18 protein-coding genes and 1 pseudogene are annotated in these 23,709 nt (G+C 30.3%); 12 read left to right on the top strand and 7 right to left on the bottom strand.

What is annotated here, in order from left to right; all coding sequences use genetic code 11:
• The first annotated feature begins 17 nt into the window (after positions 1-17).
• The 5 genes from ACO6VN_RS11195 to pdxA all read left to right on the top strand — a co-directional run bounded on the left by ACO6VN_RS11195 (position 18) and on the right by pdxA (position 6,942).
• Complete coding sequence (locus tag ACO6VN_RS11195) at positions 18-1,451, top strand: PTS mannitol transporter subunit IICB (protein ID WP_422404682.1); 1,434 nt, start codon at positions 18-20, stop codon at positions 1,449-1,451.
• A 391-nt stretch (positions 1,452-1,842) separates the two neighbouring features.
• Entirely contained in the window at positions 1,843-3,531 is a 1,689-nt protein-coding gene (locus ACO6VN_RS11190) for a PrpR N-terminal domain-containing protein (RefSeq protein WP_216683811.1), read from the top strand.
• A gap of 134 nt (positions 3,532-3,665) precedes the next feature.
• Complete coding sequence (locus ACO6VN_RS11185; protein ID WP_119489465.1) at positions 3,666-4,643, top strand: 2-keto-3-deoxygluconate permease; 978 nt, start codon at positions 3,666-3,668, stop codon at positions 4,641-4,643.
• Between the two features lie 20 nt (positions 4,644-4,663).
• A complete protein-coding gene (locus tag ACO6VN_RS11180; protein ID WP_216683810.1) occupies positions 4,664-5,950 on the top strand; it encodes a four-carbon acid sugar kinase family protein in 1,287 nt (428 codons plus the stop codon).
• Positions 5,947-6,942, top strand: coding sequence for a 4-hydroxythreonine-4-phosphate dehydrogenase PdxA (gene pdxA, locus ACO6VN_RS11175; RefSeq protein WP_216683809.1), 996 nt, complete (start codon positions 5,947-5,949; stop codon positions 6,940-6,942). The genes ACO6VN_RS11180 and pdxA overlap by 4 nt, the downstream gene beginning before the upstream one ends.
• 217 nt (positions 6,943-7,159) lie before the next feature.
• On the opposite strand, the gene ACO6VN_RS11170 is transcribed toward pdxA, so the two are convergent.
• Together ACO6VN_RS11170 and ACO6VN_RS11165 are read right to left on the bottom strand one after the other, a co-directional pair.
• A complete protein-coding gene (locus ACO6VN_RS11170) occupies positions 7,160-9,088 on the bottom strand; it encodes a hypothetical protein (RefSeq protein WP_422404681.1) in 1,929 nt (642 codons plus the stop codon).
• A 14-nt stretch (positions 9,089-9,102) separates the two neighbouring features.
• Positions 9,103-10,536, bottom strand: a complete 1,434-nt coding sequence (locus ACO6VN_RS11165; RefSeq protein ID WP_422404680.1) for an MFS transporter — start codon at positions 10,534-10,536, stop codon at positions 9,103-9,105.
• Positions 10,537-10,877: 341 nt separating this feature from the next.
• On the opposite strand from ACO6VN_RS11165, the gene ACO6VN_RS11160 reads away from it, so the two are divergent.
• The 6 genes from ACO6VN_RS11160 (at position 10,878) to ACO6VN_RS11135 (ending at position 17,337) form a co-directional block, all read left to right on the top strand.
• Positions 10,878-12,026 carry an ROK family transcriptional regulator gene (locus tag ACO6VN_RS11160; RefSeq protein WP_422404679.1) on the top strand — a complete coding sequence of 383 codons (1,149 nt, stop codon included), beginning with the start codon at positions 10,878-10,880 and terminating at the stop codon, positions 12,024-12,026.
• A gap of 156 nt (positions 12,027-12,182) precedes the next feature.
• Positions 12,183-13,502, top strand: coding sequence for a xylose isomerase (gene xylA / locus ACO6VN_RS11155; RefSeq protein ID WP_216683805.1), 1,320 nt, complete (start codon positions 12,183-12,185; stop codon positions 13,500-13,502).
• 152 nt (positions 13,503-13,654) lie between these two features.
• On the top strand, positions 13,655-14,209 hold the full coding sequence (locus ACO6VN_RS11150) for a histidine phosphatase family protein (protein ID WP_422404678.1): 555 nt from the start codon (positions 13,655-13,657) through the stop codon (positions 14,207-14,209).
• A gap of 542 nt (positions 14,210-14,751) precedes the next feature.
• Complete coding sequence (locus ACO6VN_RS11145; RefSeq protein ID WP_422404704.1) at positions 14,752-15,759, top strand: NADP-dependent oxidoreductase; 1,008 nt, start codon at positions 14,752-14,754, stop codon at positions 15,757-15,759.
• 16 nt (positions 15,760-15,775) lie between these two features.
• A complete protein-coding gene (locus tag ACO6VN_RS11140) occupies positions 15,776-16,459 on the top strand; it encodes a type 1 glutamine amidotransferase domain-containing protein (RefSeq protein ID WP_231051311.1) in 684 nt (227 codons plus the stop codon).
• A 62-nt stretch (positions 16,460-16,521) separates the two neighbouring features.
• Positions 16,522-17,337, top strand: coding sequence for an alpha/beta fold hydrolase (locus ACO6VN_RS11135; RefSeq protein WP_422404677.1), 816 nt, complete (start codon positions 16,522-16,524; stop codon positions 17,335-17,337).
• Between the two features lie 60 nt (positions 17,338-17,397).
• On the opposite strand, the pseudogene ACO6VN_RS11130 reads toward ACO6VN_RS11135, so the two are convergent.
• Positions 17,398-17,603: pseudogene (locus ACO6VN_RS11130) on the bottom strand (winged helix-turn-helix transcriptional regulator); the annotation flags it as partial.
• Between the two features lie 234 nt (positions 17,604-17,837).
• Between ACO6VN_RS11130 and ACO6VN_RS11125 the strand changes: the two are divergent.
• Positions 17,838-18,335, top strand: coding sequence for a TspO/MBR family protein (locus ACO6VN_RS11125; protein ID WP_064211432.1), 498 nt, complete (start codon positions 17,838-17,840; stop codon positions 18,333-18,335).
• Between the two features lie 77 nt (positions 18,336-18,412).
• Here the strand turns inward: ACO6VN_RS11125 and ACO6VN_RS11120 are convergent, their stop codons facing one another.
• From ACO6VN_RS11120 to ACO6VN_RS11105, 4 genes are all read right to left on the bottom strand, one after another.
• Positions 18,413-19,081: an MgtC/SapB family protein gene (locus ACO6VN_RS11120; RefSeq protein WP_017000391.1), complete on the bottom strand. Its 669-nt coding sequence runs from the start codon at positions 19,079-19,081 to the stop codon at positions 18,413-18,415.
• Positions 19,082-19,955: 874 nt separating this feature from the next.
• Positions 19,956-20,504, bottom strand: coding sequence for a YdhK family protein (locus ACO6VN_RS11115; protein ID WP_422404676.1), 549 nt, complete (start codon positions 20,502-20,504; stop codon positions 19,956-19,958).
• 20 nt (positions 20,505-20,524) lie between these two features.
• Positions 20,525-22,573, bottom strand: coding sequence for a copper-translocating P-type ATPase (locus ACO6VN_RS11110; RefSeq protein ID WP_422404675.1), 2,049 nt, complete (start codon positions 22,571-22,573; stop codon positions 20,525-20,527).
• A gap of 308 nt (positions 22,574-22,881) precedes the next feature.
• Entirely contained in the window at positions 22,882-23,502 is a 621-nt protein-coding gene (locus ACO6VN_RS11105; RefSeq protein WP_422404674.1) for an NAD(P)-dependent oxidoreductase, read from the bottom strand.
• Positions 23,503-23,709: the final 207 nt, after the last annotated feature.

Here is a 23,709-nt window from a genome sequence, read left to right as displayed (position 1 = left end):
ATAGAGGGGATGGTTTTATGGCAAATAATACAAATTTGCGTATTAAAGTTCAAAGAGTCGGTAGTTCGCTAAGTAATATGGTTTTGCCTAACTTAGGTGCTTTTATTGCTTGGGGGTTATTAACTGCAATTGCTGTACCTACAGGTATAAAATTATTTAGTGACTTTGTAGATCCAATGCTTCATTATTTACTTCCTCTACTTATTGCTTTTACTGGCGGGAAAATGGTTTACGAGTTTAGAGGAGGAGTTGTAGGTGCTGTTGCAACAATGGGTGTCATTGTTGCAGCCGATATTCCAATGTTTATTGGAGCAATGTTGATGGGGCCTTTAGGTGGTTTAGCAATTAAAAAGGTAGACCAATTATTGCAAAAGAAAACACCTACAGGATTTGAGTTGTTAATAAATAATTTCTCAGCAGGAATCACTGGTGCGCTTCTAGCGTTAATTGGTTCATTACTTGTAGGGCCAGTTGTTGTACTTTTAACATCATTTTTAGAGGCTGGCGTTGACTTAATGATTAAAATTCATGCGCTTCCTTTAGTAAGTATATTTATTGAACCAGCAAAAATATTATTTTTAAATAACGCTATTAGCCAAGGTATTTTAGCACCTATTGCTACAGGACAGGTAGCTGAACAAGGAAAATCTATGTTGTTTTTACTTGAAGCAAACCCAGGTCCAGGTTTAGGTGTACTACTTGCATATATGTTCTTTGGTAAAGGTTCATCTAAAACTTCTGCGTACGGCGCAAGTATTATTCACTTCTTTGGAGGTATTCATGAAATATACTTCCCGTATATCCTAATGAAACCTAAATTACTGATTGCAACTATATTAGGTGGTATGTCTGGAATTACGATACTAATGCTGTTTGATGCAGGTTTAGTTAGTATTGCTTCACCAGGTAGTATTATACCTATAATGTTGTTAACAGCTTCGGATAGTTATCTTGGCGTTATATTAAGTGTACTTGTTGCTACTATTGTTTCCTTTGTTATAGCTGGATTACTTCTGAAATTTGATAAATCTAATACTAATGATTTATCTGAGGCGACGAAAGAAATGGAACAAATGAAAGGGAAGAAAAGTCGTGCAACTCAATTTTTAACTAGTGACGAATCAGAAGAAGAACCTTCTTTAAATAATGTAAATCATATATTATTTGCATGCGATGCAGGAATGGGTTCAAGCGCTATGGGTGCTTCAATTGTAAGGAAAAAATTGAAAAAAGCTAATTTAGAAAATATTGACGTTAGTAATGTAGCAATTAGTAATTTGCCTCAAGAAGGAGAAATTATTATTACACATAAAGATTTAACAGAACGAGCTCGAGAAAAACAGCCAGAAGCTTATCATATTTCTATCGAGAATTATATGAATACTCCTGAATATGATAATTTAATTGAAAAGCTTAGTGAACAAGAAAAAAGTAATAATGAAGGTGAATAAAATGTTATTAAGTGAGTAGTTGATTTATAGTATATCGTCAAAAGATATAAAAAGTACTTGGGACATAGATCCCTAGCTCAAAATAATTCTCCTAATCTGTTGAATTCTTAATTAATGGATTAGGAGAATTTATTTATATATGGTTTTGAAAGTGCATGCATGCCTGAGTGTGGTTCGAGCCTGTAGTCTCTCACGCGTACTATTCCCCGGGCGTCAGCACTTTACAAAATCATGACAATAATCCATTTTTAAAATTATAATACTTTTTTTAAAAAAAATATATATATAAAGTGGATGTATTTAGTTAACTAATTTAAATACTGTATTAGTATCATAATGTTATAATTTGAAATAGTTCATTATTTTAATTATTACACAAGGGGAATCTTATATGATTAAAGTACTTTTTATAGCTCCTTATAAGGGCATGGCTGAAACTCTAAAAAGTTTATTACCAATAGAAAATTTTAATATTGATATTATTGTTGCAAACTTAGAAAACGCTGTAGACACTTCAATTAAGTATGAAAAAAATTATGATTTCATTATTACTAGAGGCGGGACTGCGAAATTAGTAAAAGAAGTTGTAAACATTCCAGTGATTGAAATAGATATAAATAGTTATGATATTGCAAGAGTATTAAGTTTAACTAAGAATATAGATGACGATATAGCTCTAATAGGTTATGAAAACTTTACTAGAGGAGCAAATATGATTTCTGATATATTAAAATATGATGTTGAAATATACCAAATTCAAAAGACAGATGATTTAAAAGGTATATTAGGAAAATTAAAGGAGAGAAATATATCAACTGTAATAGGAGATGTAATAACTGTTGATAAAGCTCGACATTATGGTATTAGAGGTATTTTATTAACTTCTGGGGAAGAAGCTATATTAAAGTCTTTAAGTGAAGGCGAAAGGTTTCTTAATTTATATAGCGAATTATTAAATATAAATAATTTACATGATGAAATGTTTAAGGCTTTAGATACTAAATATATCATCTTAAAACGAAATTCTCTTGAAGTTGTAAATACTAATTTAAATAATAACGATGATTTAATAATGAATTTACAAAACACACTTAAAAGTTCCAATGAAAATAAAAATGGTATTATAAGATTAAATTTTCAAAATCATATTTATGAATTAAAACAGCAATCTATTTTAAATAAAGAGTATCTATCTTACACAATACAAAAGATAGCTACTCTCAAAGAATTATCAAAGCTAGATGATTTAAATGAAGCCCATAAATTTGTCGGATCTAGCGATTGGGCTGAAAAAATTTTTAGAAATAAAAATGAATATGCAAATTTACAACAGCTTCTTATTTATGGTGAAAAATATACTAGTAAGAGAAATCTAGCTATTTACTTAGTCAAAAATAAAAAAAATAATAACAATTTGTATGAATTAGATTTTTCCAAGGTAAATTTTAATAATTTAGATTTACTGATGTGGAAATTATCAACAATAAATACAGCTACTATTTTATTTATTAATATAGAAAAAGAGTCACACTTAAATTTATTAAAAGAATTAAAAAAATCAATAAATGATAGTTGTGATTTGATTATAAATGTTCATTCACCAATTGAAATATCTATGAATAAAATAGAAAGTTTGGATGTTCCTAAAATATTTGTTCCAAAGTTGGCGAATCGAGTTAATGATTTAAAACCTAATATTGACATCATTTTAACAGATTTACATATAAATTATGGTACTAAAATTATAGGAGTAAGCAATAGTGCATTGGATATATTAAAAACTCTCCCTTGGGAAGATAATTTAAAAGAATTAAAAAATAAAATATATCAGCTAACTAAAATATCACCTAGTAATTATATTAATGAAAGTGATGTACAAAGAGCCGTGAAAAAATGGAAAGCAGATACATTTGATAATATTTACGAATTAATCTCTTCAAGAGCTACATTAGAAGAAATAGAAGAAGAAATCATATTAAAAGTTTATGAATTAGAAAATTATAACAAAACCAAAACAGCTGAACGTTTAAATATAACGAGAACAACTTTATGGAAAAAGTTAAAAAAACTAGAAAAATAGAATTATTTGTTTAAAAAATGAACAGTTTTGAAATTGTTCATTTTTATTTTGTTATAAATGTTTAAAAATTAACCGAATAATACTATCATGAACTAGAAAACGTTTTCAAAATCTTTTTTTCGTGGAGGTTTTGTATGAAAATTAAACAAAGTTTAGAAAAGTTTCCTGGAGGAATGATGATTGTTCCACTTCTTTTAGGAGCAGTAATCAATACTCTTTTTCCGGAAATTTTAAGAATTGGTAATTTTACAGAAGCATTATTTGTTGATGGATCGAGTACTTTAATAGCTTTATTCTTATTATTTACTGGAGCACAAATTAATTTTAAAAATGTAGGATTAAGTTTAAAAAAAGGTGCCACTTTATTAATAGTTAAATGGCTTGTTGGCATTTTAATAGGTTTGTTAGCGATAATGATTAGTGGTGTTAATGGACTATTCCTTGGCATGGTTCCAGTAGCAATAATAGCAGCTTTAACAAATAGTAATGGCGGACTATATGTTGCTATGGTAGGTCAATATGGTAATAAAACAGATAGAGCTGCATACTCTTTATTAGCTCTTAATGATGGACCATTTTTAACTATGGTAGCTTTAGCAATATTTGGTACAATCGGTTTTGTCGAAGGTGTGTTTTCGCCCGTTTCCTTTATATCAGTACTATTACCAATTATTATTGGTATGATATTAGGGAATTTAGACAATGAATTAAGAGAATTCTTTGAGAGATCTAGTGCAGTACTAATACCATTTTTTGCTTTTTCATTAGGAATGGGTATAGATTTTAAAAGTATTATAGATGGTGGATTATCAGGAATAATATTAGGTGTTATAACAGTATTTATAACAGGCACAACTGGTTATTTAGTATTCAGATGGTTTAAGTGGAATCCTATAGCTGGAGCTGCTGAGGGTTCTACTGCAGGTAATGCAGTTGCCACACCAGCAGCAATAGCTACAGCTTCTCCTGCATTTTCTGCTAATGTCCATTTAGCAACAGTACAGGTCGCAGCAGCAGTGGTTGTAAGCGCAATTTTATTACCATTATATATTGGATTTTTAGTGAAATTATTAAATAAAAAAGGTTATAAAGTGCCTGGAGATTTTAAATAGTTAGCGAGAGGTGTATATACTTGGAATATAGAGTTAGTGTTATAGCTGATGATTTAACAGGAGCAAATGACTGTGGCATTAAGCTAGCTCAAAATGGTTTTGAAACTAAAGTTATATTGAATGAAGGAAATGCTGATATAACTGATAACTCTAGTTATGTTTTTAATAGTAATTCTAGGGCGATGAATAAAAATAAATCTTATGAAATAAATAAAAAAATTGCACAAAAAATTAAAGATAATGATTTTGATTTAATATATAAAAAAATTGATTCTACGCTTAGAGGACATATAATTTCTGAGATTGAGGCAGTAAATGAAGTTTTAAACTTTGATTTAATAATAATAGCGCCGGCTTTTCCGGAAATGAATAGAACTACAAAGAATGGCAAGCATTTTGTGCACAAACAACTAATTGCTGATACTGGTTTTAAAAATGATCCGATATTTCCTATATATGACTCTGAGATAAAAACATTATTAAATGCCAATCACAACATAGAAGTCAATAATTTATATTTAGAGAATATACGTGATGAAAAAGCATTTGATGATAAAATCGGTTATATAAAACAAAATACAATAAAATATATTATAAGTGATATAGAGGAAGAAAATGATTTCAAATTATTAATTAATAATATTAAGAAAAACTTTAAAAAAGTATTGTGGGTTGGTTCAGCAGGATTAATAAAACATTTAACTCCTGAAAAAAGTGAATTAAATCATAATCATTCAAGTCCAAATTCATCGCAAACTATTACTATCAGTAGCAGTATGTCTGATATTTCTATTTCCCAAATAAAACAGGCAACTAATAATAGCGTTGAAACAGTTGGTTTAGGTATTAATGTCTATGAGTTAGTAAAAAGATATAATGAAAATTACTATTTAGATTATGTGAACATTGGAATTAATCACTTAAAAAAATATAAGCATCTTATTATTTATGCAGAAAATGATGAAATTTCTAATCAAGATTTAAATGATTATATAGAAAACCATAATATTTCTAGTGATGATGTAAGCAAAATTATTGTAAAGTCAGTGACAAATATTTTTATAGAAATTTTTGAAAATATAAAATGTGATTCAATAATTTTAATCGGTGGAGATACAGCTAATGAAGTTTTAACTCAACTTAAAATAAATTCATTAAAATTATTAGGCGAAATAGAAGAAGGAGTACCTTATAGTTCTACAAATTCTTATAATGGTAAGATTAACATAGTTACTAAAGCTGGAGCATTTGGAAATCAAAATACTATTTTAAATACTATAAATTATTTAGAAGGAGAGATAATATGAAAAAACCAATTATTGGTATAACAATGGGCGACCCCTCAGGAGTTGGACCTGAAATTATTGTTAAAAGTTTAAATAATGAAGAACTTTATAATAGGTCACATCCTATTGTTATTGGTGATAGTAAAAGGTTGTTAGAAGTTATAAAAATTCTAAATTTAAATTTAGAAGTGAAAAGTATCAGTGAGAATGATGACTTTGAGACTACAAAATTTGGTGAAATCAAGTGTCTAGATTTAAATTTACTCCCAGATAATATAGAATTTGGTCAAATTAATCTAACATCAGGAGATGCTGCTTTTAAGTATTTATCAAAAGCGATAAATTTAGCGAATTCTAAGAGGTTAGATGCAATTTGTACCGCACCATTAAATAAAGAAGCAATGCAAAAAGCTGGGCATTTATATCCTGGTCATACAGAAATATTAGCTGATTTAACTAACACGGATAATTATGCAATGATGTTATCTTCACCAAAATTGAAAGTTATACATGTTACTACTCATGTTGGTCTGATTGAAGCTATTAATCAAATAAAACCTGAAAGAGTTTTTGATGTAATAAAAATGGCGGATGTAACTTTAAAAAATAGTGGTATTGAAAATCCTAAAATTGGAGTGTGTGGCATTAATCCACATGCAGGTGAAAATGGATTGTTCGGAAATGGTGAAGAAGAAGAAAAAATTGACCCAGCAATAAAACAAGCAAAAGATTTAAATATCAATGTTGAGGGACCCTTGCCAGCTGACACATTATTCTTTAGAGCACAAAGAGGCGATTTTGATATTGTAATAGCAATGTATCATGATCAAGGACATGGACCTATTAAAGTTTTAGGCTTAGAAGCGGGTGTGAACATTACAGTAGGATTACCTATAATTAGAACGAGTGTAGATCATGGTACTGCATTTGATATTGCTGGTAAAGGTATAGTTGATGAGAGAAGTATGAATGAAGCATTAAACCAAGCGATTTTATTAGCACCAGTAAAATAAATATTATATTGTAGTAAACTATTGGGTGAAAAATTTTATAATATTAAAAACCAGTGAAATTCTTGATAAAACATAGATTTCACTGGTTTTTGTATATTAAATATATTCTTCTTAAATTAGAGAGTAAAAATAATAGCTAAGGAATTTGTATTCTGTATAGAAAACGCACTTTTTTATTTCCCAGGACATACCTTTCATAACATGCGAAAATTTTAAATTAAGATTTTTTCCATATAGATATACGGTTTTTACCTGGTTTTAAATTTTGGATTGGACCTAACAAGGCAAATTCGTTTCTAGTATCATTGATTAAATCTGAATCAATAACAACTTCGTTTCCATCTGGTCTTTCAAAGTCTGCGTCGACTAATCTTACTTTAGGAAGTGAAGTGGTAGAATGTACATCTCCTTTGAATTCTAATAATGAATCTGGCAATGTTACATTTAAGTAAACTTCATTTTCATCTTCAGTTATTGAAATCTTTGGATTGAATGAATTATCTTCAATGAAGCTTTCTTCTCTATTGAAGTGTTCGGCATTGTTTAAATATGCGTTATGGTTGATGAACACTGGTTGTTTTATTTTATGGAAGGCTTCGTGATCTCCTTCTTCTTTGGATACTAAGTCTTTATATTCTTCTAATGAAGTTGTGTATTCATTAAATATATGCGTGCCAATGTTAGATACACTTGGTTTACCAACAAATATATTATTATAAAATCGGTCATCTCCACCATAAACAGGTGCAAATCCAGCTACTAAAGTACTATGTGGTACATGGTAAGGTGTTGATCTATCTAACATTAATCGATGTACGATTTCACCGTTAATAATGTTGTTAATATAAGCTCCGCCTTGTGCATGGTTATCCAGTGCATAGTCTGCTGTTAAAATATTGTTATCTACGATATAAGGTCCACTAGTTACTTCAACAAATAGGTCTCTTGTATTATTTGCGAAAATATTTTTACTTATTCTTGTGCCTTGAGTTTGCCAATCAAACCACATACCTAAAGAGCAATTATGAACGTAGTTATCATAAACTTGTGTATCTAATGCTGCATGTAATTTTATGCCTGCAATTTCATGACCGAAGAACTCTCTTCTATTTCCAATATTATAAATGTGGTTACTATATACATGACTAAAAGCACACCCTAAATGTCCGACAACTGCGTTTTGTCCACAGTCATGAATAGTATTATTTCTAATGATGTGAGAACCAATCGTTTCTTTATTCCAATCACTATTAACTGCTTTAAAAACAGTTTCAATTTGGTATTGGTATCCTGGTTTATCTTTTCTATAAGTAGTAAAGTTATCACCAGTTGATATTTCTTTACCAATTGCTACTGCACTACACATAGAATCATGAATAAGATTCTTTTCTATAATCCAATTTTTGCTCCAATTTGTATCAATTATTCCAGTTTGTTTAGCTGTAGGAGGTGACCATTGTGTTGCACCATGTGCAATTTCGAAATTTTGAATAGTTATATAATTTGTATGTGTTTTAACGGGAGCAAAAACATTTTCTCTCACATTAATTTCGATTGTTTCATTATTTGGATCATAATCTTGGAAATTAGCATAAATAGTAGTATGGTCTTCTTGAACATCTGCATGCCATACATATACTGATTCATCTGTATAATCAAAAGAGACTTGTTTATTAGTCCAATGGTCTAATGTTTCATGTATAGGCTGTGGATTTTTCAGAGAATCAAAATCATTCACTTCAAATAATGCTTGCCCGTTTATATAAACTTGTCCTAATGTTTTATTATTATCAACAACTAACCAATCACCAAATAGTTTGGTATCGAATGGATTGAAATGATTGAAAAATTGATTATCAATATCCACTTTCCATATATTTTGTTCTACATGTTCCCAGTTTTTTATTTCTTCAGAACCTTTAATTACTACTTTCTCATTATCTACAGCTTTAAAAGTAATTCTTCTAGCTTCGCTTAAGCCACTATTAATATGAGTGATTTGTTCTCTATAGATGCCTTCATGTACGATTACTGAATCTCCTGGTAACGCTACTGAAGCGGCTTTATCAATAGTTAAGAAGGGTGATGTTTCAGTTCCTAACCCATAATCTGAACCGTTTTTAGCTACATGTATTAAATTAGTCATTTGAAATACTCCTTTTATTTATATATTTGTTTTGATCTCATTTCGCCAACATTATTTGAACGAATTTGTTGTTTAATTTGTGTAATAAACTTTTCATAATTTAAGAAGAAAGTAATGACACAAATGAGTACTACTGTTAATAATGGAAAGTATATTTGCATAGATTTAATTGCAAATATAGTACTTTCTGATTGTACAGATGCTCCTGCGACATAGCCTCCAATAGATAGTGACCAGCCCACGATAGCGGATTGTAATCCAGAACCGATTTTCATGCCTGCGCTAGCCAAACTAAAAATGGAACCTTGTACAGGTACGCCAGTCTTCCAATAAATAATATCACCAACATCTGCAACGATTCCACTTAATGCTGCAGTAAATGGTACAAGACCTATACCATTTATAACTAAACCTACAATGAGGAATGGTAAGTTTTCTGAGAATAATGCCATAACAATGTACGAAATTATAGAAATAACTAACCCAATTATAATACTATTTTTAATACCAACTATTTCTGCAAATTTAGGTGCGATTAACAGCCCTAAAATTGTAGGTAATAATGTCGCTACGCTAAGAATTGCCATGACATTGACATTATCAAAAATGTAGGTAGCATAGTACACTCTCATACCATTATCAGTTTGACGTAAATACCATAATAGATAAAGAATAATTGTTATAATAAAATATTTTTCAGTTAGTAATGATTTAAGTATTAAGGTAAATGGAATACGTTTTGCCTTACCGTTGCTTGTATACTGTTTTTTAGCTACGTTTCTTTCTTTAACAAAATACCCTGTAATCATTAAAGGTACTGCACATAAAAATCCATAAATTAATGCTGTATAAGTCCAACCTTGCTGGTTTTCACCAAAGCTTGTTACTAAAAATGTAGTGAAAGTTGTAATACAAAGTACACTAATATTTGAAAAAATAAAACGAATACTACCTAAGGAAACTCTGTCTTTTTCATCTTTAGACATAAATGAGATAAGAGATGAGTATGCAACATTGTTAGCAGTGTAAAAAATAACTGATATTAAGAAATAAACAATGAAAATATATGCGATTTTACCTGTATTACCAAAGAAATCTGGAACGTTGAACAACATAAAAGTTAATACCCCTAGAATTGGTGCTGTCCAAAAGACCCAAGGTTTCGCTTTACCCATCTTAGTATTCGTATTATCGATAATGCTTCCCATAAATAAATCAGAAAAACCATCTGCAAAACGACAAAAAAGTATAATCGTTCCAATAACTGAGCCTGCAATGCCAACTACATCTGTCATGTAGATAGTGATAAATGATGCGATGAAGGTCCAACTATAGTTAGCGCCAAAGTCACCAATACCGAAAACGATTTTTTCAGGCATATGCAATTTCTCATTATTATTAGATTGTAAAATCTGTTCACTAGATTGAGCTTCTACAGTTTCATTCATAAATAATATCCCCCCTGTTTAAAAAGCAAATAAGTTGGTTAGTTTTTAAAACAAACTAACTTAAGTGAAATATTACCATTGAACATATTTTTTGTAAACGCTTTCTTATGTATTATGTATTATTATAATATTTCAATCTTTAACAAGTGTGTTTAAATCAAGGGTTAGAAGGTTATCAAAATATTACTATTTATTTCTCTTTTAAAAGTTTCTATAAATAATCTATACATAGACATATGATGTTTGCAGATATATTTTATGCTATAGTTAAACCAAATCTGTGCAATTAAATAGTGAACGTTTTAATTAGTTTAAATTGTTTTTATTGAGGTGGTGTTAGTTTGGAGAAATTAGATGTAACAAATTTAGATTCAAATCAAAAGTTAGTTTTACAACAAATATTTAATAATGAACTAATCTCAAGAATACAAATATCTAAAAATCTTGGGATTAATAAAGCCACCATTTCAAGTATTCTAAATAAATTAAAAGAGAAAAAGCTTGTTAATGAAGTAGGGCAAGGTAAGAGTACTAAAAGCGGTGGGCGTAAACCAATAATATTAGAGATCAATAAAAATTTTGGTTATGTCATTTCTTTGGATATTGCATACCATTCTATTGAAATAATCTATAGCTACTTCAATGGAGAATTATTAAAGTATGAATCTATACCATTGGCTAATCAAAAAATAACGCATGTGTTGGAATTGTTAAAATATCATATTAATGCTGATGAAAACTTTGGAACACATTTTGGTTTACTAGGTATCGCCATTTCTGTCCATGGAATAGTTAATAATGAACAAGAAATTATACATCTACCGTTTCACGAATTAGAAAAAGTTTCTATGATTGAGAGTATTAAGGAAATCGCAGACGTGCCTGTTATCGTAGAAAATGAAGCCAATTTCTCTGCTATTTATGAATGTAATGTTAATAATAGTTTAGAAATCAATAATTTAATTACACTTAGCATACATAAAGGTATCGGTGCAGGTTTAATTATCGACCAGAAATTATATAGAGGTGCAAATGGTGAAGCGGGAGAAATAGGAAAGACACTCGTATCATCTATTGAAGATAATCAGAAAACATATCACAAAATTGAAGATTTATGTTCTCAAGATGCACTAGTCCAAAAGATTAATAAAAGGTTAAATACACAAAATACATTATCAGAGCTTAAGAAGATGTATTATGAACGAAATGAAATTGTACTGGAAGAGATACAACAATTTTCAATTAGGATTGCAATTTTGATGTACAACTTAAATATGCAGCTTAATCCAAAAGTGATTTATATTAATTGTCCATTAATAAACGAAATACCAGATCTTTTAGATAATATTAAAACGACTTTTAACCAATATACACAAAAAGAAATAGAAATTAGTTTAACTTCAAATGTTAAATTCGCAACTTTATTTGGAGCTACACTCGCTATTACCCAGAAAATATTAGATATAGAAAATATTAAACTTAACTTTTAATTTAGAGAAGGCTGAGACATTCATTTATGTTGCAGCCTATTTTTATTTCACTTAAAGAAACCGTTTACAAAAATTAATTAAGGTGTTATATTTAACTCAATGTTAGTTAGTTTAATAAACAAACTAACTAAACCACAATTCAAGGAGGAGTTAAGAATGTCTTACTTTAATGTTGAAAAAGTGAAATATGAAGGTCCTAAATCAAAAAATCCATTTAGTTTTAAATATTATAATGCTGATGAAAAAATTAATGGTAAAACAATGGCTGAACATTTACGCTTTAGTGTAGCTTATTGGCATACATTCACTGAAGATCTATCTGATCCTTTTGGTGTAGGTACTGCATTACGTGATTGGGATTCATTAGATGAAATGGAAAAAGCTAAAGCACGAGTTGATGCTATTTTTGAATTTATGGATAAAACAGGAATTGAATATTTTTGTTTCCATGACGTTGATATTGCTCCTGAAGGAAATACATTAGAAGAATCTAATAAAAATTTAGATGAAATTGTAGAATTAATTAAAAAGAAAATGAATGAAACAGGTAAGAAATTACTTTGGAATACTACAAATAACTTCACTCATGAACGTTTTGTACACGGAGCTGCGACATCTTCTAACGCAGATGTATTTGCTTATGCAGCTGCAAAAGTGAAAAAATCTTTAGAAATAGCTAAAACATTAGGTTCAGAAAACTTTGTCTTCTGGGGTGGAAGAGAAGGGTATGAAAGCCTGTTAAACACAGATATGAAGTTAGAGTTAGATAATTTAGCTAAATTCTTTAAAATGGCTATCGCTTACGCAGAAGAAATTGGTTATGAAGGCCAATTTTTAATTGAACCAAAGCCTAAAGAACCAACTACACATCAATATGATACAGATGTAGCAACTTCTCATGCGTTTCTACAAAAATATGATTTAGATAAGCATTTCAAATTTAATATTGAGGCAAACCACGCAACATTAGCTGGTCACTCATTCCAACACGAATTACGTTACGCTAGAGATAATCAAATGTTAGGATCAGTGGATGCAAACCAAGGTCATCCTCAACTAGGTTGGGATACTGATGAGTTTCCAACAGATTTTTATGATACAACTTTAGCAATGTATGAAATTTTAAAAAATGGTGGACTAGCTCCAGGTGGATTAAACTTCGATGCTAAACCAAGAAGAACTTCATTCAAACAAGAAGACTTAGTACTTACTCATATTGCGGGTATGGATGCTTTTGCATTGGGGCTAAGAGTAGCTTCTAAAATGATTGAAGATGAATTCTTCGAAAAAATTGTAGAGAAAAAATATTCATCATTTGCAAGTGGTATTGGTAAGCAAATTGTCGAAGGTGAAGTATCATTTAAAGATTTAGAGAACTATGCTTTAAATCTAACAACAATAGACAATGAGTCTGATCATTTAGAAGTGATTAAATCAGAAATTAACCAATATATTTTAAACATTAATAATCAATAATTATTGAGCTGCATTCCTTCATTTTTCTAATAAATTTAGAAGAATTGATGGATAGCAGCTTTTTTATTTTGGCAGTATATTAAAAAATATTTCCATGGAAATGTATAATGAGGGATAAAGTAATATAAGCTAATTAAAAAGGATGAGTCGAGATGATAAAGATTATGAGACATGCCCAAGCTGAACATAACATGAATGAGCCGGAAAGCTTTAATTTAAAAGACCCAAAATTGACTGATAAAGGTAGAAGAGGTACAAAAAACATAAGTGAATATATTGACCAAGACTCTCAATTTTGGGTAAGTCCAACAGTTAGAACAATTGAAACTGCTATGTTATTAAGTCATAACAATAAAATCAAGGTCGTAGATATTTTAGGTCCAAGAGTGTACCCACATAGAAAAGGAAAAATGAATATATGTGATCAGATGTTCTCAAATTATAACGACAAAAACGTATCTACGATTAACTTATTAAATAATAAACACCCTAATGATTTAGAGCACCAATCATTTATTAAAGAATTCCAACATTTTATAAAAAAATATATAAAAGATGATGAAAATAATGTGATTATCACACACGATGGCGTCATTGCCACTTTATTAGAACAGTATAAAAATATAAAACTAGAGCGTGATGAAAATAACGATTTAATGCTAAACAATGAAATTTTTCAGTTTACGAAAAGTGAAATATTAGGGTGATGTGTAACAAGTGAATAATATATTATATATAATATATGAAATAAGAAATCGTCAAAACAACTATTACGTCAAAGGAATCAATATTGTGCTTAGAAGAAAGCAAAATATTTTTGACCACATAGTTGTTTTTTGTTCTTTCTTTAGCCTTTAACGATTTAGAAATTTTTATATATAAACAATGGAAGAAAGTATACGTAAGAAAGACTAGAAGAACTATAAAAAGAAAATTTAACATAATGTTACCTCCAAAGTATAAAGCGTATAAAACTAACTTTAGCTTACTGAATTATCTTTCAAAATTAATTATGAGGTATAGCTTTTGTTTCTATAATATCTAATAATGAGCTTTATTTCCAAAGAAAATATCTTAATACATTAAAATACAAATATACGATTTAAATCAAGCCATACCATTAGCTAACACGCATAATGGTGTGACTTTTGACTGTCTTCGAAAGTTTAGCAAAGCGTATAATAGGTAATATGTATAGAAGATAAAATGAACGTTAAAAAAGAAGGGAAAGAATTATATGATAACGGATATGAATGCGATGGTAATTCATAAATATGGTGATGGACCAGTGTCATTAGAACGCATGCCAATACCGAATATGAACCCTACTGAAGTACGTGTGGAAATTAAAGCAGCTAGTATTAATCCTATAGATTATAAAATTAAAGAGGGAGGCTTACGTCCTTTATTGAAATATGACTTTCCTCTTATTCTTGGTAATGATTTTTCAGGTGTGATTGCTGAAGTTGGTAGTAAGGTTAAAGGTTTTAAAGTCGGGGATGAAGTTTACGCCCGTCCTAGAAAAAATAAGATAGGGACATTTGCAGAATATATAGCTGTCGATGAGAATGATATTGCTTTAAAACCAAGTAATTTAACTTTTGAAGAAGCGGCAAGTATACCGTTAGTGGGATTAACGGCATATCAAGCACTCAATGATGTTATGAAACTTAAACAAGGTGATAAAGTATTAATTCAAGCTGGTTCAGGTGGCGTTGGAACATTCGCTATACAATTGGCTAAAGCGATGGGCTTATATGTTGCTACAACAGCGAGTTCTCGAGGGTATGATCTTGTCAGTTCACTAGGTGCAGATAAAATTATTAATTATAGAGAAGAAAAATTTTGGGAAGTCTTATCAGGATATAACGGTGTCTTCGATACTTTAGGAGGAGAAAATTTAGAACATTCTTTTGAAGTGTTAAAAGAAGGCGGTACAGTTACATCTATATCAGGTATGCCAACAGCTAAAGTTGCGAAAAGCATGAATTTAGGTGTCGCTAAACAAGTGTTATTTAAGTTAGCTTCTTCAAAATATACAAGAAAAGCTAAAAAATATCATGCAAATTATGAATTTCTGTTTATGAAGCCGAGCGGTGAACAATTAACGATTATTAAAGATTTAATCGAACAAGATAAAATTAAACCAATCATTGATAAAGTTTATGACTTTAAAGATACAGAAGCAGCCCTAGAATATTCAAATAGTGGAAGGGCAAAAGGTAAAATTATTGTAAAAATGGATGACAGCAAATAAGAAAGGCGGACATATCATGAAAAGAATTATGATTGTAAATACAAGTTCGGATGTTTTTGAAGGAACTCAAGTTCCAACAGGTTTATGGCTAGGTGAACTTGTTCATTTTTATGAACATTTTAAGAGTGATGATTATCAAGTAGACTTTTTCAACATTACTGGAGGAAATACACCGCTTGATCCAATGAGTTTAGGGAAAGTAATGTTGGATAAGACGACAAAAGCCTACTATCAAAATAAAGATTTTATGAATAAATTAAAATATTCACAACCTATTAGCGAAGCAAATGTTGCGCAATACGATGCAATTTATTTCACGGGTGGACACGGTGTAATGTATGACTTTCCTGATAATGAAGACGCTAAAAAAGCTATAAATGAGGTTTATAAGAAAGGTGGCGTTGTTTCCGCAGTTTGCCATGGTATTGCAGGTCTATTAAATGTGAAAAATGAAAAAGGAAGATTTTTAATTGATCAGAAGAAAATTACAGGGTTCTCAAACTTAGAAGAACTTTTGGCCAACAAGATGAAGATTGTCCCATTTAAGCTTGAAGACGAATTGAAAGTCCAAGGTGCACGTTATGAAAAATCTCATATACCATTTCGTCCTAAAGTAGTCGTTGATGGTCAAATAGTAACAGGACAAAATCCACAATCTGCTAATTTAGTAGGTGCTGCTGTTAAAGAATTGTTGAGTTAATCTGACCTAATGTTTAAAGAAGAAAGCAAAAAGGAAAGAACTAAACAAAGGAGTAGATAAATATGACACATAGAATTCAAATAGAAGAAAATGCATATCTTAATGTAGAAGACTTTGGTGAAGGTCAACCGATTGTATTTCTTCACGGATGGCCGGCTAATAATAAAATGTTTGAATATCAAGCACAACATGTTGTAAATAATGGCTACCGTTATATAGGTATTGATCATCGTGGTTTCGGATTATCAGATACGACTGCTTCTGGTTATGATTACGACACAATTGTAGATGACGTTCAAAAAGTAGTCGATGAATTAAACCTTAAAAATTATGTTGTTGTTGTTGGATTCTCAGTAGGTGGTGTGTTAGCACTAAAATATGCAGCTAAGCATAACAATCCAGATTTAGAAAAAATGATACTACTTGGACCAGCAGGACCTAGCTTTACACAGAGAGAAGGCTACCCTTACGGTATGGAAGTAGACGATGTAACAGATTTAATGAAGTCTATTTCTGACGATCAACCAAAAGCAATTACAGAATTTGGAGACACATTCTTCAGTTCTAAAACAGACGTATCAGATGAATACAAAAACTATTTCACTCAATTAACGCTAACATCATCATTAATAGGTACAGTTAAATTATTAGAGTCGCTTCGTGATGAAGACCTTAGAGAAGACGTGAAGAATATAGACTTACCAGTATACGGAATACACGGCACAGACGATGCGGCATGCCCAATCGAATTTTCTGAAGTACTAGAAAAAACAATGCCTAATTATCAACTAACACGTGTATCAGATGTAGGACACGCATTATTCGTAGAGAAAAAACATGAAATTAACGATTTAATCATTGAATTATTGAAGAAATAATAAATACCTCGACACTAGTTAGGAAAATAGTGTCGAGGTATTTTTATATATAAATAAGAATTAAAGCATTTCATCTATTTGTTTACCATGTTTTTTACCGAACTCTTCCATCATTTTTAGAATTGGTAATATTTTTTCACCCATGTCTGTTAAGGAATACTCTACTTTTGGTGGGACTTCTGGATATACATTTCGATTAATAAGGCATCAGCTTCTAGTTCTTTTAATTGTTTTGTTAATGAACCTTGAGATATACCTGATAAAAAAACTAGTAACGAATATAAACCATGATCAAATTGTAGAATTAAATAGAAAATATTATGGAATAAATGAAATTATTTAATAGTAATAATTAAAAATTGAAAACAATTTTATATATAAATTATGAGAGTCTATTTTAAAAAGCTCTATTTTTATTAAATCAATAATGATTTATTTTACAGATTGAGGGTATTTTTAAGTGTAAGGGATAAAAATTCTGTTTGAAAGGGCATGATTAAATGAGACTTACAGGCATAGTGAAACAAGTTTTTGAGGTTGGATTTCCGTTTGTCGGGGGTAATTTGATAGGTAAGTATACGAGCAAAAATGCGCGACAAGATTATAAACGAAATAAAAAGCCACCATTTTCTCCGCCAGGTTATATCTTTCCTATAGTATGGCCACTACTTTATCTTAGTATGGGCATAGCTTATTCTCTAGTCTCTAATAATAATGCAAATAAGAGTACTAAAGGTATATACTCTCTTCAATTAGGTCTGAATTATTTATGGTCTATACTTTACTTTAAATATAAATTAAGAGGTACTGCATTGATTGAAAGTTTTGCTTTATTTAGTGCTGTTATTATTACGACAGTTAAGTTTTATCAAGTTAAGAAGACTGCAGGGCTACTATTAGTCCCTTATGTGGCATGGTGTGCTTTCGCATCTTACTTAACAACTGGAAACTGGGTATTAAATAAAGATAATCCAGAATATATAGCAAATGATAAATAATTGTGTTTACGAAAACTAAAACACGCATGTACTGAAATGAGTATATGCGTGTTTTTTCGATATAATTCTACTTCTATTTAATTAACTGCTCTAACATCTTCTAAACTGAATAAATTTTCCATAAGTTCATTGTTATTATAAGTTTTAGAAACAACTTTACCTGTTACGCTTAAATAAATTATATCCTGGTCTATTTTATATACGTAAAATGAAATATTTTCAATATTATTTTCTTTAAGTAAATTGTATATATCCTGTTTTAAATAGTTTGAATAATAAGCTTCAATATTTACTTGTATTCTTTCTTTTTTAACAATTTTTTCGTATATAAAATTTTCTCTCAAAAAGTACTGGATAATGACAATTAAAATTGCTGATAGAATCCCGATGAAATAAAGTCCCGAACCTAAAGCCATACCTACTCCCGAAGTTATCCATAGTCCAGCAGCAGTTGTTAGCCCGTTAATATTTTGATTTTTAATCAATATTGTACCAGCACCAATAAAACTGATACCACTAACAACTTGAGCAGCAACCCTTGATGGATCTAGCTCAACGTTTGAATAGTTTAAAATATCATTAAACCCGTATTTTGAAATGATAATAAACAACGCTGAAGCGGCGGATACAAGTATATGCGTTCTAATGCCAGCTGCTTTCAGTCTTTGTGACCGTTCATAACCAATTATCGCACCACATAATACGGCCAAAAAAATTCTTAAAAATAAGTCTAATTGAAATAGCATAATATCCCTTCTTCCGATATAAAAGAGTGATTTGCAAAAGGTTAATAATACTTATTGTAAAAAAATATAAATTTTAATTGGCTAATAAATTAAGTAAGCGTAATTAGTAGTACTACTGAAAATTTTAAAGCATATTCAGTTTAACTTCTACTCATAGTATTTATATATACTCGGTTAACAATAAATTAAACAAAAATATACAAAGATTAGCTATGAAACAGAAGAAAAAGTTAATTCGTGATTTTACGTAAAGGTTGATTCAATAAGAGTGTATGTATTTGGATTAAAGAGCTAGAAAATCCAAAAAGAAGGTGTTTACTTGGATTAATGTGTTAGAAAATCCAATAAAGGTGTGTGTATTTTGATTAAAGAGCTAGAAAATCCAATAAGAGTATGTTTATTTGGATTATTGTAGTAGAAAATCCAATAAGAGAGTGTTTACTTGGATTATTGTGTTAGAAAATCCAATAAAGGTATGTTTACCTGGATTAATGAGCTAGAAAATCCAATAAAGGTGCATGTATTTGGATTAATGTTGTAGAAAATCCAATAAGAGTGAGTGTATTTGGATTAATGTCGTAGAAAATCCAATAAGAGTGAGTGTATTTGGATTAATGAGCTAGAAAATCCAATAAGAATGTGTTTACTTGGATTATTGTGTTAGAAAATCCAATAAGAGTGAGTGTATTTGGATTAATGTCGTAGAAAATCCAATAAGAGTGAGTGTATTTGGATTAATGAGCTAGAAAATCCAATAAGAATGTGATTACTTGGATTAACGTCATAGAAAATCCAATAACAATATCGACTCGATCAATCCCATCCAAAAAAAGAGCTAAGGATTTATGTCCTTAGCTCTTTTATTCCGATGTTTTTAACGTGTTTTTAGTTCATCGCCCGTCATCCATTTATGATTTTTAACCATTTTATCATTATCTGTTGATTGATAATCTACGATATAAACAGTTGTTTCTTCTACATCATCAATTTTAGCTTCTGCATTTTTCATGCCAGACATATGGTCAGCTTCTAATTTAACAGTGTCACCTTTTTTGAAACCATCTTCAGGTGCGTCGGCTACTTCTTCGTTAACGACCCATTTATGATTATTTACTTTGTCGTCTCCGTTTGTAGGTGTGTAACTTACTTCATAAGCATAAGTTTTATAAGCTTCTTTCACTGTACCTTTGGCATTTTTCATCTCTGCCATATGTCCTTCTGTAATTGTAACTTTATCACCTTTTTTAAACTTGCCATCGTTTGTACTCTTCATGTTTTCTGGTGTTTTACTATTGTTTTTATGCTCCATATGTTCTTCTTCTTTATGATTGTTAGATTTTTTATCTTCTGCCTCTTTATCTGATGAACAAGCGGATAATACGAGTCCTGATGCTAGTATAATAAAACTGAATTTCTTAATCATAATTTGAAAGCTCCTATCTTTTATTTTAATTTTAGTATAAAAGCATTAATTGCTACGATAATCGTACTGAATGACATGAGTATTGCGCCAACAGCAGGGGATAAAATTAATCCTATTGCAGCTAATATTCCAGCTGCTAGAGGTACAGCAACGACGTTGTATCCAGCACCCCACCAAAGATTTTGAACCATTTTCTTCATTGTATTTTTAGAAAGATCTAAGAAACTAATAATATCTGATGGGTTACTTTTAACAAGTATGACATCGCCAGACTCAACGGCTACATCTGTACCTGCACCTATAGCCATACCAATATCGGCTCTAATAAGACTTGGCGCATCATTAATACCATCGCCAACCATCATAACTTTACTACCTTTTGATTGATAGTCTTTAATAATTTTTTCTTTATCTTCAGGCATTAATTGTGAATGCACATCATCAATACTTAACTCTTTGGCAACTGCTTGAGCAACTTCATTATTATCACCTGTAAGCATGACAGGTGTGATATTTCTAGATAATAAATCCGAAACCATTTGTTTTGAACTTTCTTTAATTTTGTCACCTTGCGCGATAACGCCAATAACTTGGTTGTCATCAATTAAATAACTAACGGAATTGCCTTCTTTAGCAAGGTCAGTAAATTGTTCTTTGTTGTAATCAAATTTATTTTGATCTAAATAAGTTACATTTGTTATTTTTAATTTTCTATTATTAACAGTACCTTCTAGACCTACACCTGGTAAGTTGTTAACTTCTTTAGGACTAGAATAGGATATGTCTTTACTTTTAACGTAATTGACTATACCAGTAGCAAGAGGGTGATTGGAATTGCTCTCTAATGAAGCAAATAGACTCAATACATCTTCATCTGTTAATTGTTCATTAAAGCTTTCATAATGGTTAACTGAGAAATTACCTTCAGTTAATGTACCTGTTTTATCCATCATAATATAATCTAAATGTTGAGCTGTTTCTACAGACTCTCTATTTTTTATAATTAAACCATTGTGTGCACCTATAGATGTAGAACGTGCTGTAACTAAAGGAATCGCTAATCCCAATGCGTGAGGACAAGCTATGACAAGTACTGTTACAAGACGTTCAAGTGCAAAATCAACATTACTTTGAATAAGCATCCATACAATAAACGAAATTAAGCCGATACTTACTGCAAAGTAGAATAAATAACCTGCTACTTTATCAGATAATAATTCAGCTTTGGATTTATCATTTTGTGCTTGGTTCACTAATCCCATTACTTGAGAAAGGTAGCCGTTTTCGCCGGTAGCAGTAACTTTAACTTGAATAGTTCCTGAGCCATTGATGGAACCACCAATAACTTCATCGTTATAAGCTTTAGGAACGAGTTTTGATTCCCCTGTTACTAATGATTCGTCAATCGAAGTTTCACCTTGTGCGATGATACCGTCAGTAGGTATACTTTCACCAGCTTTAACTTCAACGATATCATCAATATCAATATCTGATATTTTCACTTCTTGACGTTGGTCTTCATCGGTTACTTTTATAGCGGTATTAGGTAAAAGTTCCGCCATTTTCTTTAAAGCATTGCTAGCATTACCAACTGCATTCATTTCAATCCAGTGACCTAATAACATAATGACAATTAAAGTAGCTAACTCCCAGAAAAAGTCCATAGTATGGGACGACGAAGAGCTAAAGTTATTCATATAAAATGCATATAAACTATAAATATATGCAACTGAAATACCTAGTGTAACTAACGTCATCATTCCAGGTTTTTTACTTAAAATCTCAGCTTTAGCACCTGTAATAAATGGCTTTCCGCCATAAAAGAATAAAATTGTAGCTAGAATTAATACGATCCAATCTGAACCTGTAAATGAAACTTGGAACGGTAATTTTATGCCCATCATTGGTGATAAAATGATGATGGGTATTGCGAAAATTAATGAAATAAAGAATTTACTTTTAAAATTACCATGATGGTGAGCGTGGTCACTATGATTATCATGGTCTTCATGATTTTCATGTCCTTGATGACTATGATGCTCATGATCATGCTTGTTATCTTTATTCATGATAATGAACCTCCTAATTTATAAAATTTAAAAGAACAACTAGTTGATAATCAAAGTATAACATATACCCCCTATAGGTATATAGTAAAAAGATTTTTTGTTGATTTTATTGTTCAATAACTACAATCATGGTTTATAATAAATAGTGATAACAAGCCTTCCAAGAACTTTATAAAAAAGAAATGTTGATAAAAAATTGGAGCTGAAAATAATGAACAACAAATCACTTATTTTTTATTTAAAAAAACTTTTCAGCTATTCTCAAAAATAAAGCCCAGGACAATTATTTATGTCCCGGGCTTTTCTATTTAATACGCAATACCGACTCGCGATTTAACATATTCATCGTTATTCAACTGTTGATAAGCGAATTCTGCAGTATCTGGTACGGAGATTTTAACGCTATCTTCAGGTAAATAATTTTTCTCTGTTCGATATTTGCCAGTTCTTTCTCCATCAGGTAAATACGTAGGACAAACAATTGTCCATTTAAGTGAAGATTGGTCGAGTAGTTCATATACTTTGCGGTGTTCTTTCGCTGCACGAGTCGTTTTTCTTTTTGATTCGTTTGATTCATAACGAAAAAGATCGATGTCAGTTCTACTTTGTAATATGCCAGCTGTACCTATAGTAATGATACGCTTAACGCCTTCTTGTTCCATTGCTTCAATAATAAGAGGCATAGCTTCTGTTAATGTAGTTGTACCATCAGTACCTAATGCACTGAATACAACATCTACACCTTTTATTGCCTGGGCAATATCATCTTTGTTTAACACATTGCCTTCTATTATATTGAGTTGGTTATATTTAGTTTTTAATTTTTCTTTATTACGAACTAATACATTTATATGGTGATCGTCATTAATCGCATGATTTAAAATCTCATGACCAACACGACCAGTTGCCCCTAAAATTAAAATATTCATAAATTTATATGCTCCTTTTCAGTTATATAAAAAGTGATTTTAGATTGATGTATATAATATCAATGATATCATACAAGAAATTGAACAAATATGAATAATAGAGGGTATATATTAAATAAGGATAAAACTTTTGGCTATTTTAATATGTGTTAAAATAATAAATATAATAAAATGGATATTTAAAATAGAACATTCAAAGTGCATATG

It is taken from the genome of Mammaliicoccus sp. JADD-157, from assembly GCF_049310805.1.
Taxonomy (GTDB): Bacteria; Bacillota; Bacilli; order Staphylococcales; family Staphylococcaceae; genus Mammaliicoccus; species Mammaliicoccus lentus.
Note: the sequence above shows the minus strand (reverse complement) of the source record. Positions and strands in the feature narration are given on the sequence as shown.